General features: G+C 70.0%; 10 protein-coding genes. 4 read left to right on the top strand and 6 right to left on the bottom strand.

Annotation, left to right across the window (positions count from 1 at the left end; genetic code table 11):
- The first annotated feature begins 4 nt into the window (after positions 1-4).
- The gene (locus ABZ848_RS28855) at positions 5-667 is read left to right on the top strand and encodes a TetR family transcriptional regulator (protein WP_360836547.1); all 663 of its coding nucleotides are present in this window, start codon (positions 5-7) and stop codon (positions 665-667) included.
- On the opposite strand, the gene ABZ848_RS28850 is transcribed toward ABZ848_RS28855, so the two are convergent.
- Positions 645-1,844, bottom strand: a complete 1,200-nt coding sequence (locus ABZ848_RS28850; protein WP_360836546.1) for a cation:proton antiporter — start codon at positions 1,842-1,844, stop codon at positions 645-647. The two genes, ABZ848_RS28855 and ABZ848_RS28850, sit on opposite strands and share 23 nt — an antisense overlap.
- A gap of 61 nt (positions 1,845-1,905) precedes the next feature.
- On the opposite strand from ABZ848_RS28850, the gene ABZ848_RS28845 reads away from it, so the two are divergent.
- The 3 genes from ABZ848_RS28845 to ABZ848_RS28835 all read left to right on the top strand — a co-directional run bounded on the left by ABZ848_RS28845 (position 1,906) and on the right by ABZ848_RS28835 (position 5,423).
- Positions 1,906-2,856, top strand: coding sequence for a PrsW family intramembrane metalloprotease (locus tag ABZ848_RS28845; RefSeq protein WP_360836545.1), 951 nt, complete (start codon positions 1,906-1,908; stop codon positions 2,854-2,856).
- 72 nt (positions 2,857-2,928) lie between these two features.
- Entirely contained in the window at positions 2,929-3,168 is a 240-nt protein-coding gene (locus ABZ848_RS28840; RefSeq protein WP_360836543.1) for a heavy-metal-associated domain-containing protein, read from the top strand.
- 23 nt (positions 3,169-3,191) lie between these two features.
- A complete protein-coding gene (locus ABZ848_RS28835; protein WP_360836542.1) occupies positions 3,192-5,423 on the top strand; it encodes a heavy metal translocating P-type ATPase in 2,232 nt (743 codons plus the stop codon).
- Between the two features lie 592 nt (positions 5,424-6,015).
- On the opposite strand, the gene ABZ848_RS28830 is transcribed toward ABZ848_RS28835, so the two are convergent.
- The 5 genes from ABZ848_RS28830 to ABZ848_RS28810 form a co-directional block, all read right to left on the bottom strand.
- Complete coding sequence (locus ABZ848_RS28830; RefSeq protein ID WP_360836541.1) at positions 6,016-7,305, bottom strand: citrate synthase; 1,290 nt, start codon at positions 7,303-7,305, stop codon at positions 6,016-6,018.
- 198 nt (positions 7,306-7,503) lie between these two features.
- Complete coding sequence (locus ABZ848_RS28825; protein ID WP_360836540.1) at positions 7,504-9,777, bottom strand: ATP-dependent RecD-like DNA helicase; 2,274 nt, start codon at positions 9,775-9,777, stop codon at positions 7,504-7,506.
- Positions 9,746-10,723: a sugar kinase gene (locus ABZ848_RS28820; RefSeq protein ID WP_360836538.1), complete on the bottom strand. Its 978-nt coding sequence runs from the start codon at positions 10,721-10,723 to the stop codon at positions 9,746-9,748. Before ABZ848_RS28820 ends, ABZ848_RS28825 begins: the two co-directional genes overlap by 32 nt.
- Complete coding sequence (locus ABZ848_RS28815; RefSeq protein WP_360836596.1) at positions 10,720-11,490, bottom strand: amino acid ABC transporter ATP-binding protein; 771 nt, start codon at positions 11,488-11,490, stop codon at positions 10,720-10,722. Before ABZ848_RS28815 ends, ABZ848_RS28820 begins: the two co-directional genes overlap by 4 nt.
- Complete coding sequence (locus ABZ848_RS28810; protein WP_360836537.1) at positions 11,490-12,140, bottom strand: amino acid ABC transporter permease; 651 nt, start codon at positions 12,138-12,140, stop codon at positions 11,490-11,492. Before ABZ848_RS28810 ends, ABZ848_RS28815 begins: the two co-directional genes overlap by 1 nt.
- Between the last annotated feature and the right edge of the window lies 1 nt (position 12,141).

Here is a 12,141-nt window from a genome sequence, read left to right as displayed (position 1 = left end):
ACGCGTGTCCGAGAACGAGCAGAAGGAACAGCCGCGCCGCCGCCAGGCCCGCGGCGAGCGCCGTATCGCCCAGCTGCTCGAAGCGGCCGCGAACGTCTTCTGCACCACCGGCTACACGGCCGCCAGCACCAACGCGATCGCCCGCGAGGCCGGCGTCTCACCGGGCACGCTCTACCAGTTCTTCCCGAACAAGGAAGCGATCGCGATCGAGCTGGGCGAGCGGCTGATGCACGAGATGCGGGAGACGTACGGGGAGGCGCTCGCGCCGGTCGACCCCGCGACCCCGCTGGAGGAGGCGGTCGGGGCGGCCGTCGACCGGTTCATCGCCTTCAACTGCGACCACCCGGTGTTCTTCGCGCTGATGCACGGGCCGGACCTGCCGGGCCGCATCACGGAGGAGCACGACGCCCTGCACGCGACGCTGCTCGCCCGGATCGAGGACCTGCTCGGCAGCTTCCTCCCCGACGCTCCCCCGGCCGACCTCACCCGCACCGCACAGGTCTGCCTCGGCGTCTACAAGGCGGGACTGGAGCTGGTGCTGGCCCACGAGGGCGCCGAACGCGACGCCTACGTACGGGAGTTGAAGCACGTACTGATCCGCTATCTGGAGCCTCTGGTCGGCGGCCGCCCCGGCCGTCCGGCGGTCACCACGACTCGGTCTGCCTGACCGCCCGCTCGGCCGGCGTCCGCTCCCCGCGCAGCCGCAGCCCCGCCAACGGGAACACCAGCACCGACACCATCGCCGCGCCGACCAGCGCCGCCGCCTCCTCGGTCGCGAGGATGCCGTCGTCGACGCCGATCGTGGTGATGGCCACGACCAGCGGCAGGGCGGTCGACGCGAAGAGGGTGAGCGCGCGCCGGTCCCGTCGTACGAGATCCGGCGGGGCGAGGACGTACACCGGAAGGCCGCGGATCAGCACGAACAGCAGCAGGAAGACCGGCAGGAGCAGCAGCGCCCTGCCGCCCGACAGCAGCGCGTCCAGGTCGAACTCGATGCCGGTGACGACGAAGAACAGCGGCACCAGGAAGCCGAAGCCCATCGCCTCGACCTTCTCCAGGACCGCGCCCGCGCTCTCCGGCGCCGCCCCGTGCAGTACGAGGCGGGTGAGCAGCCCGGCCGCGAAGGCGCCGAGCAGAATGTCGAGGCCGAGGGCGTCGGAGAGGCCGAGCATGGCCGCGAGCAGCAGCACGACCAGGCGTACGGCGAACTGGGCGCTGCTGTGCAGCGTCCGCGCGATCACCCGGGAGAACCAGGGCGGGCGCGGCCGCATCGCCCACCACACCGCACCGGCGGTCAGCAGCGCGAAGGCGGCGAGGAGGGCGGCGGAGCGGCCCGGTGAGCGTCCGCTGAGCAGCAGGGCCATGGCGATGATCGGGCCGAACTCCCCCACCGCGCCGAACGCCATCATCACCGAGCCGAACCGGGAGCGCAGTTCGCCCGCGTCGCGCAGCACCGGCAGCACGGTGCCCAGGGCGGTGCTGGTGAGGGCCGTACCGACGTAGACGCCCTTGGACCAGCCGGACAGCAGCGTGGCCACGCCGAGCGCGACGGAGAGGGAGATCCCCCAGGCCGCCAGCGAGCGCTTCAGGGTGTCGCCGCGGACCTTGTCGAACTCGATCTCGTACCCGGCGAGGAAGATCAGCATCGCCAGACCGAGGTCGGACAGGGTGTCGATGACCTGTCCGTCGCCCGCCCAGCCCAGTACGTCCGGGCCGACGAGGACACCCAGCAGGATCTCGAAGATGACCAGCGGGACCGGTAGCCAGCGGCCGATTCCGTACGCCAGCAGGGGCGCCAGCACGGCGATGGACATGATCAGAACGAGCGTCCCGGACTGCGACATGATCGGTATCTACCATAAAGTGCCGGTAAATCTGCCCTGTACGAGTACGAGGGGATTTGCCGTGACCTACTCACCGCCGCCCGGCGCACCCCAGGCCCGCATCCCCGGCCCTCAGCAGCCGCCGCCGACGTATCCGCAGATCCGCCCCGGGCTGTGGAAGCGGTCCCTGGGGGGCGGGCTCGCGCTGTGGGGACTGACCGCGCTCGTGACGTACGCGACCAGGAACACGACGCTGCTGCCCACCCTGATCCTGCTCGGCAGTTTCCTGGTGCCGGTCACCTTCGTCCTCTGGGCGTTCGAGCGGCACGGCCGCGATCTCGGGGTCAGCGTGATCCTCGGCTGCTTCCTCACCGGCGGCACGCTCGGCGTCCTCGGCGCCTCCGTCATGGAGTACTACCTGCTGCACCCCTCCTTGTGGATGTTCGTCGGCGTCGGCCTGATCGAGGAGGCCGTGAAGCTGGGCGCGCTGATGTTCGTGCTGCGCCGGCAGGTACGGCTCCGGGGTATGCGCGCGGGCCTGGTGCTCGGCGCGACCGTCGGCTTCGGCTTCGCCGCCCTGGAGAGCGCCGGGTACGCCTTCAACGCGGCCGTCTCCGCCAAGGGCATCGACCTGCGCGCCCTGCTGGAGACCGAGATCCTGCGCGGGGTGCTCGCCCCCTTCGGGCACGGCCTGTGGACGGCGATCGCCGGTGGCGTGCTGCTGTCGTACCGCCGGATGAACGGGCGCTTCCACTTCGCCGGGCCGGTGCTCGGCGCGTATCTCGGGGTCGCGCTGCTGCACGCGCTGTGGGACTCGACGCACGGCATCGCGATCTGGCTGGTGGCGCGGCTGGCCGGAACGGATCTGGACCGGCGGTTGTTCGCCCAGGGGTACATCCCGCGCCCGACCGAGCAGCAGGAACACCTCTTCACCTTGTTCTCGGTGGGCGGGCTGGTGCTGGTGTCGCTGCTCGGGATCGGCTGGGTGCGGTCCCTCGCCCGGCGGGACCCCTCTTGGAGAAATACCCCCTAGGGGTATAGTGTGGGTATACGGGAAACCACCGCGGGTCCCCTACGCCCCACATGCCTCGACGAGGAGAACGACATGACCGCCCAGACCGACACCCAGGGTTCCGTCACCACCGTCTACAAGGTGACCGGGATGAGCTGCGGACACTGCGAGGGCTCCGTCTCCAGTGAGATCTCCGAGATCCCCGGTGTCAGCTCGGTGAAGGCCGTCGCCTCCTCCGGTGAGGTCACCGTCGTCTCCGCGGCCCCGCTCGACGAGGCCGCGGTGCGCGCCGCGGTGGACGAGGCGGGCTTCGAGCTCGTCGGCACGGTCTGAGCGGCGCCGCAGGAGGCCTGGTCATGACCACCACCGCAGAGACACCCATAGCCGACGCGTCCGAGGTCGAGCTGCTCATCGGCGGAATGACCTGCGCCTCCTGCGCGGCCCGCGTCGAGAAGAAGCTCAACCGGATGGACGGCGTCACCGCCACGGTGAACTTCGCGACGGAGAAGGCGAAGGTCAGCTACCCCGCGGGCATCCAGGTCGCCGACCTGATCGCCACCGTGGTGAAGACGGGGTACACGGCCGAGGAGCCGCTTCCGCCGGTGCAGGAGGAGACGCCCGCCGCCCCCGACGAGGACCCCGAACTCGCCGCCTACCGCGAGCGGTTCACCGTCTCCGCGCTGCTCGCGGTCCCGGTGATCCTGCTCTCGATGATCCCCGCCCTCCAGTTCGACAACTGGCAGTGGCTCGCGCTCACCCTCGCCGCGCCCGTCGTCGTATGGGGCGCCCTGCCCTTCCACAAGGCCGCCTGGACCAACGCCCGGCACGGCGCCGCGACCATGGACACGCTGGTCTCGGTCGGCACGCTGGCCGCGTTCGGCTGGTCGCTGTGGGCGCTGTTCTTCGGCGACGCGGGCATGACCGGCATGCACGACGAGTTCCGGCTCACCGTCTCGCGCATGGACGGCGCGTCCACGATCTACCTCGAAGTGGCCGCCGGAGTCGTCGCGTTCATCCTGCTCGGCCGCTATCTGGAGGCCCGCGCCAAGCGGCGCTCGGGGGCCGCGCTCAGGGCGCTGATGGAGCTCGGCGCCAAGGACGTCTCCGTGCTGCGCGCCGGCCGTGAGGTCCGTGTCCCGGTCTCCCAGTTGGCCGTCGGCGACCGCTTCGTCGTACGCCCAGGCGAGAAGATCGCGACCGACGGCACCGTCGTCGAGGGTGCGTCCGCGGTGGACGCGTCGATGCTGACCGGCGAGTCGGTACCGGTGGACGTGACCGTGGGCGCCACCGTCACCGGCGCGACCGTGAACGCCGGCGGACGGCTGGTCGTCGAGGCCACGCGCGTGGGCGCCGACACACAGCTCGCGCGGATGGCGAAGCTGGTCGAGGACGCGCAGAACGGCAAGGCGGAGGTGCAGCGGCTCGCCGACCGCATCTCGGCGGTCTTCGTACCGGTCGTCATGGCCATCGCGCTCGGCACCTTCGGGGTGTGGCTAGGCGTCACCGGCGAGGCGGTGTCCGCGTTCACCGCGGCCGTCGCGGTCCTGATCATCGCCTGCCCCTGCGCGCTGGGCCTGGCCACGCCGACCGCCCTGATGGTCGGCACCGGCCGCGGCGCCCAGCTCGGCATCCTCATCAAGGGCCCGGAGGTACTGGAGTCCACGCGCCGCGTCGACACCGTCGTACTCGACAAGACCGGAACGGTCACCACCGGCCGCATGACCCTCCAGCAGGTGTACGTCGCCCAGGGCGCCGACGAGAAGGAGGTGCTGCGGCTCGCGGGCGCCGTCGAGCACGCCTCCGAGCACCCGGTCGCCCGGGCGGTCGCCGTGGGCGCCGAGGAGCGGGGCGGGAGGCTCCCCGAGGTCGAGGAGTTCGAGAACGTGCCCGGGCGGGGCGTGCGCGGGCGGGTGGAGGGCCGTGAGGTGGCCGTCGGGCGGCTCTTCGAGGAGCTGCCCGAGGAGCTGGCCCGCGCCAAGGACGAGGCCGAGCGGGGAGGCCGTACGGCCGTCGTGGTCGGCTGGGACGGAGTGGCACGCGGTGTCGTCGCCGTCGCGGACGCCGTGAAGCCGACGAGCGCGGAGGCGGTGCGGTCGCTGCGCGCGCTGGGGCTCACGCCGGTGCTGCTGACCGGGGACAACCGGGCCGTCGCGGAGGCGGTCGCGCACGAGGTCGGCATCGAGCAGGTGATCGCCGAGGTCCTGCCCGAGGACAAGGTGGACGCCGTACGGCGGCTGCAGGGCGAGGGGCGCGTGGTCGCCATGGTCGGTGATGGGGTGAACGACGCCGCCGCGCTGGCCACCGCCGATCTGGGGCTCGCGATGGGTACCGGGACGGACGCGGCGATCGAGGCCGGTGATCTGACGCTGGTGCGCGGGGATCTGCGGGTGGCCGCGGACGCGATCCGGCTGTCCCGGAAGACGCTGTCGACCATCAAGGGCAACCTCGTATGGGCGTTCGGATACAACGTGGCGGCGCTGCCGCTGGCCGCGGCCGGGCTGCTGAATCCGATGATCGCGGGGGCCGCGATGGCCTTCTCGTCGGTGTTCGTGGTCACGAACAGTCTCAGATTGCGGACGTTCCGCTGAACAGCGGGAAAGTTACCGGCGGTTATGGCCAAGTCGAGGCGAAAGCCCCTCTGGAGTCCTGGGCCGGGCTCACATAAGCTCTTCACAAGGCTCGCGCATCATCCTTACGCTTGGGTCCCGATCAACCCATCGGGGCTCTTGCGTATCAAACGGACAAATGCAAGAGACGCAGATCACAGTGATGTGAACGTAACCATCGAAGGGGTTCGAAGGTCTAAGTTGACGATGTCAGGGAGCGTCTTGGGGGGCGCGAACTGGCATCTGAGGATGTCTTGGGGGACCTCCTCAGAGTTGCGTTGCCGGGGCACGTACTTCGGGAAGCTTTGAGCGGCCCTCCCGAGCGTGCGTTGTCCCGGCAGACCGCACACAGGAGTAGTACGAGGAGTTTTGCTCGTTCTGCTCAACCAGCAGTACCAGTAGTTCGAAACACGCAGTTCGAAGACAGCGATTCAGGCGCTGTCCTCTCAGGCGCCCGGCCGGATCCCGTGGGGGGAATCCGCACCGGGACATGGGAAGGCGCCCTGGACGTCGGCCCGTGGGGGGACCGGCGCCAGGGCGCCTTCTGCTTTACGTCTGTGTCAGCGCGCCCTTGTCAGCGCTGCTCGACCGGGATGAAGTCCCGCTCCACCACGCCCGTGTAGATCTGGCGCGGGCGGCCGATACGGGAACCCGGCTCCTTGATCATTTCGTGCCACTGGGCGATCCAGCCCGGGAGGCGGCCGAGGGCGAAGAGGACCGTGAACATCTCGGTCGGGAAGCCCATGGCGCGGTAGATCAGGCCGGTGTAGAAGTCGACGTTCGGGTAGAGGCTGCGCGAGACGAAGTAGTCGTCGGAGAGCGCGTGCTCCTCCAGCTTCAGCGCGATGTCCAGCAGCTCGTCGGACTTGCCGAGCGCGGAGAGGACGTCGTGCGCCGCCGCCTTGATGATCTTCGCGCGCGGGTCGAAGTTCTTGTAGACCCGGTGGCCGAAGCCCATCAGCCGGACGCCGTCCTCCTTGTTCTTCACCTTGCGGATGAAGGAGTCGACGTCACCGCCGGAGGTCTGGATGCCCTCCAGCATCTCCAGCACGGACTGGTTGGCACCGCCGTGCAGCGGACCCCACAGCGCGTTGATGCCGGCCGAGATCGACGCGAACATGTTCGCCTGGGACGAGCCCACCAGACGGACGGTCGACGTCGAACAGTTCTGCTCGTGGTCGGCGTGCAGGATGAGGAGCTTGTCCAGCGCGGCGACGACGACCGGGTCGAGGTCGTACTCCTGGGCCGGCACCGAGAAGGTCATCCGCAGGAAGTTCTCGACGTAACCGAGGTCGTTGCGCGGGTAGACGAACGGGTGGCCGATCGACTTCTTGTACGCGTACGCGGCGATCGTCGGAAGCTTGGCGAGCAGGCGGATCGTCGAGAGGTTGCGCTGCTTCTCGTCGAAGGGGTTGTGGCTGTCCTGGTAGAACGTGGACAGCGCGGAGACCACCGACGACAGCATGGCCATCGGGTGGGCGTCGCGCGGGAAGCCCTTGTAGAAGTTCTTGACGTCCTCGTGCAGCAGGGTGTGCTGCGTGATGTCGTTCTTGAACACGGAGAGCTCGTCGACGGTCGGCAGCTCGCCGTTGATCAGCAGGTAGGCGACCTCCAGGAACGTCGAGCGCTCGGCCAGCTGCTCGATCGGGTAGCCGCGGTACCGGAGGATGCCCGCCTCGCCGTCGAGGTAGGTGATGGCGGATTTATACGCGGCGGTGTTCCCGTAACCGCTGTCCAGTGTCACCAGACCGGTCTGGGCGCGGAGCTTCCCGATGTCGAAGCCCTTGTCGCCGACGGTGCTGTCGATCACCGGGTAGGTGTACTCGCCGTCGCCGTACCGCAGTACTACAGAGTTGTCGCTCACGTCTTCCCTCACCGACGTAGTGCCTCATCTTCGAGGTTGCCCTGACTGTCTCTACCATCCCCCAATTGGCTCAGGAGAGTGCACTCGGGGTCGACCATCGGGCCTATCGGCGGCACTGAGTGCCGCCAACTTGCTCATCCTGCCCCCTGTCCTTCCCATCCGGAAGAGCTCTGTGACCTTCACGACTCATTTGATCGATCATTTTTCGAGATGAGTCGAGAGATGGGTCGAGCCGAGCCGGAAGTCGAGGGCCGTACAGCGCCGTCCCGCCGACACCGTACGCACCGCCTGGCCGATCGCCTTGCGCGAACCGACGAGGACGACCAGCTGCTTGGCGCGGGTCACCGCGGTGTAGAGCAGATTGCGCTGGAGCATCATCCAGGCACTCGTGGTGACCGGGATCACCACGGCCGGATACTCACTCCCCTGCGAACGGTGAATGGTCACCGCGTACGCGTGGGCCAGCTCGTCCAGCTCGTCGAATTCGTACGGAACCTCCTCGTCCTCGTCCGTCAGCACCGTCAGGCGCTGGTCGACCGGGTCGAGCGAGGTGACAACGCCCACGGTGCCGTTGAAGACACCGTTCTTGCCCTTCTCGTAATTGTTGCGAATCTGGGTGACCTTGTCGCCGACCCGGAAGACCCGGCCGCCGAACCGCTTCTCGGGCAGGTCGGGGCGGCCGGGCGTAATCGCCTGCTGGAGCAGCCCGTTGAGGTTGCCGGCGCCCGCGGGGCCTCTGTGCATGGGCGCGAGGACCTGCACGTCCCGCCGTGGGTCGAGCCCGAATTTGGCCGGAATCCGACGGGCGGCGACGTCCACGGTGAGCCGTCCGGCCTCCTCCGTGTCGTCCTCGACGAAGAGGAAGAAGTCCTTCATGCCGTCGGTGACCGGGTGCTGTCCGGCGTTGATCCGGTGCGCGTTCGTCACGACGCCGGACTGCTGGGCCTGCCGGAACACGCGCGTGAGGCGTACGGCCGGGATGGGACTGCCGTCGGCGAGGAGGTCCCGCAGCACCTCCCCCGCGCCCACGCTCGGGAGCTGGTCGACGTCCCCGACGAAGAGGAGATGCGCCCCGGGCGGTACGGCCTTCACCAGCTTGTTGGCGAGCAGCAGGTCCAGCATGGACGCCTCGTCGACCACCACCAGGTCGGCCTCCAGCGGGCGGTCCTTGTCGTAGGCCGCGTCGCCGCCGGGCTTCAGCTCCAGCAGCCGGTGGACGGTGGAGGCCTCGGCGCCGGTGAGCTCGGCGAGCCGCTTGGCGGCGCGGCCGGTGGGGGCGGCGAGGACCACCCTGGCCTTCTTGGCGCGGGCCAGCTCGACGATCGACCGGACGGTGAAGGACTTGCCGCAGCCGGGGCCGCCGGTGAGGACGGCGACCTTCTTCGTCAGCGCGAGCCGGACGGCGGCCTCCTGCTCGGGGGCGAGGTCGGCGCCGGTGCGTCCCTTGAGCCAGCCGAGCGCCTTGTCCCAGGCCACGTCGTGGAAGCCCGGCATCCGGTCCTCCTCGGTGCGCAGGAGCCGCAACAGCTGGGAGGCGAGGGCGACTTCGGCACGGTGGAAGGGGACGAGGTAGACGGCGGTGACGGGTTCCCCGTGCTCACCGGGCACCTTCTCCCGTACGACACCCGGGTCCTCGCCCTCCTCGGGTGGCACGGCCAGCTCGGCCAGGCACTCGATGACGAGCCCGGTGTCGACCTGGAGGAGCTTCACCGCGTCGGCGATGAGCTGTTCCTCGGGGAGGTAGCAGTTGCCCTGGTCGGTGGCCTGGGAGAGGGCGTACTGGAGGCCGGCCTTCACGCGCTCCGGGCTGTCGTGCGGGATGCCCACGCTCTGGGCGATCTTGTCGGCGGTGAGGAAGCCGATGCCCCAGACGTCGGCGGCGAGGCGGTAGGGCTGGTTCTTCACGACGGAGATGGAGGCGTCGCCGTACTTCTTGTAGATGCGGACCGCGATGGACGTGGAGACCTCCACGGTCTGGAGGAAGAGCATGACCTCCTTGATCGCCTTCTGTTCCTCCCAGGCGTCGGCGATCTTCTTGGTGCGCTTGGGGCCGAGGCCGGGGACCTCGATGAGCCGCTTCGGCTCCTCCTCGATGATCTGGAGGGTGTCGAGCCCGAAGTGCTGGGTGATGCGGTCGGCGAAGACGGGGCCGATGCCCTTGACGAGGCCCGAGCCGAGGTAGCGGCGGATGCCCTGGACGGTGGCGGGCAGGACGGTCGTGTAGTTCTCGACGGTGAACTGCTTGCCGTACTGGGGATGCGAGCCCCAACGGCCCTCCATCCGCAGGGACTCCCCCACCTGGGCGCCGAGCAGCGCGCCGACGACGGTGAGGAGGTCGCCGCCGCCTCTGCCCGTGTCCACGCGGGCGACCGTGTAGCCGTTCTCCTCGTTGGCGTACGTGATGCGCTCGAGTACGCCTTCCAGGACGGCCAGCCGCCTTTCACCCGTGGGGTTCCCCGACTGTTGAGCCATGATCCGACGGTACCGGTGGGGTCTGACACAGCGGGGCGATGTCCTCGGTCGTGGCCAGGGCCGCGGCGGCGGCCAGGTGGCCCAGACGCAGGCCAGCCTCGGGGGCGCGGCCTTCGAGGAGGGCGGCCAGGAAGCCGGCGGCGAAGGCGTCGCCGGCGCCGACGCGTTCGACGATCCGGGCGGGCGGGGCGGGGACGAAGGCCTCGGTGCCGTCGGCGCCGTATGCCGTCGCGCCGTGCCCGGCGTCCTTGACGACGAGGGTCCGGCCGGGGCCCAGCAGGTCGTGGACGGCTGCGGGGGTGCGGGTGCCCCACAGGGTCTCGGCCTCGTCGCGTCCGACGAACACCAGGTCGGCGGAGCGGGCCAGTCGGAGGAGGGCGGGGGCCGCGTCCCGCGGGCGGTCCCGCCACAGGGACGGGCGGTGGTTGACGTCGAAGGAGACGAGCGGTCCGGGGACGGTCCGGCGGACGACGAGGTTGGTGAGGAGTTCGGCGCAGGTGCCCGAGAGGGCCGCTGTGATGCCAGAGAGATGCAGGACCCTGGCCCGGTGCAGGAGGGGCACGGCGGCCAGCTCCGGGCCCATGGCGGAGGCGGCCGAGCCGCGCCGGTAGTAGTGGACGCCGGTGCCGTCGGGGCCGGGGTCCTTGAAGTAGACGCCGGTCGGCCGTGTCGGGTCCGTCTGCGCGGCGGAGACGTCCACGCCCCGGTCGGCCAGGTCGGCAAGGACGCGCCGGCCGAGCGGATCGGCGCCCACCCGGCCGAGCCACGCCGCGCTGCGCCCGAGGGCGACCAGGGCGCAGGCCACGTTGGACTCCGCGCCGCCGACGGAGAGGGCGAGGGTCGTCTGGAGGGCGAGCGGGTGGGCGGTGTCGGCGGGGGCGAGGACGGCCATGGTCTCGCCGACGCACACCACTTCGACGGGGGCCTCCGGGTCAGCGCCCCTCACGTGTCCAGGACCCGGTGCAGGAACTGCTGGGTCCGCTGCTGGGCCGGGTTGCCGAACACCTGCTCGGGCGGGCCCTGTTCGAGGACGACACCGCCGTCCATGAACACGACACGGTCGGCGGTGTCCTTCGCGAAGCGCATCTCGTGCGTGACGACGACCATGGTCATGCCGTCCTCGGCGAGGGAGCGCATGACGCCGGTGACCTCGCCGACGAGCTCGGGGTCGAGCGCGGAGGTCGGCTCGTCGAAGAACATGATCGCGGGGTCCATGGCGAGCGCGCGGGCGATGGCGACGCGCTGCTGCTGGCCGCCGGAGAGCTGGGCGGGATACGAGTCGGCCTTGTCGGCGAGGCCGACCCGGGCGAGGGCCGCCCGGCCGCGCTCCTCGGCCTCCGCGCGCGACAGCTTGCGCACCTTGAGCAGGGCGAGGGTGACGTTGCCGAGGGCGGTCCTGTGCGGGAACAGGTTGAACTGCTGGAAGACCATGCCGACATGGCCGAAGATCTCGGGGGCGCGCTTGCGGTCGTGCAGCGGTACGCCGTTCACCCAGACCTCGCCGCCGTCGGCGCGCTCCAGGTCGCACATGATGCGCAGCAGGGTGGACTTGCCGGAGCCGCTGGCGCCGATGAGGACGACGACCTCGCCCGGTTCCACGTCGATGTCGACGCCCTTGAGGACCTCCAGGTCGCCGAAGCGCTTGTGCACGCCGGAGAGGGAGATCCGGGCGGCGGCCACCGCCTTCTGCTGTGCGGCGGGATCGGTGATCATCATGCGGTGACGGCCTTTCGCTCCATGTGCCGCACGAGGAGCGACAGCGGGTAGCAGATGACGAAGTAGAGGACGGCGACGGCGACGTACGAGGTCGCCGGGTCGCCCATGCGGTCGATGACGGCCTGGCCCTGGCGGACCAGTTCGACGTAGCCGATGACCACGGCGATGGACGTGTCCTTGATCAGGGAGAGGTACTGGCCGACCAGCGGCGGCAGCACGATCGCGCGGGTCTGCGGCAGTACGACGCTCACGAACGTCCGCCCCCGGCTCAGGCCGAGCACCCGCGCCGCCTCCCACTGCCCGCGCGGCACGGCCTCGATGCCGGCCCGGAAGATCTCGGCGATGTAGGCGCCCTGGTAGAGGGTGAGGGCGAACAGGGCGGCGCCGAAGATGGTGACGCCGAAGCCGGTCAGATAGGCGGCGCCGAAGTAGATGAACAGCATCTGGATGAGCAGCGGGGTGCCGCGGAAGACCTCCAGATAGCCGCGGGCGAGCTGGGCCAGCACCGGGACGCGGCTGGTGCGGATCGCCGCGACGACCAGGCCGAGGAGCGTGCCGGTCGCGATCGCGGCGAGCGAGAGCAGGACGGTGGCCCACAGCCCGGAGAGGTACAGCTCGCGGTTGGACCAGATGACGGACCAGTCCATC

The sequence above is a fragment of the Streptomyces sp. NPDC047081 genome, from assembly GCF_040643775.1.
In the GTDB taxonomy this organism is placed as follows: Bacteria; Actinomycetota; Actinomycetes; order Streptomycetales; family Streptomycetaceae; genus Streptomyces.
The sequence above is the reverse complement of the archived record's forward strand: the minus strand, read 5'-3'. Positions and strand labels throughout refer to the sequence as shown.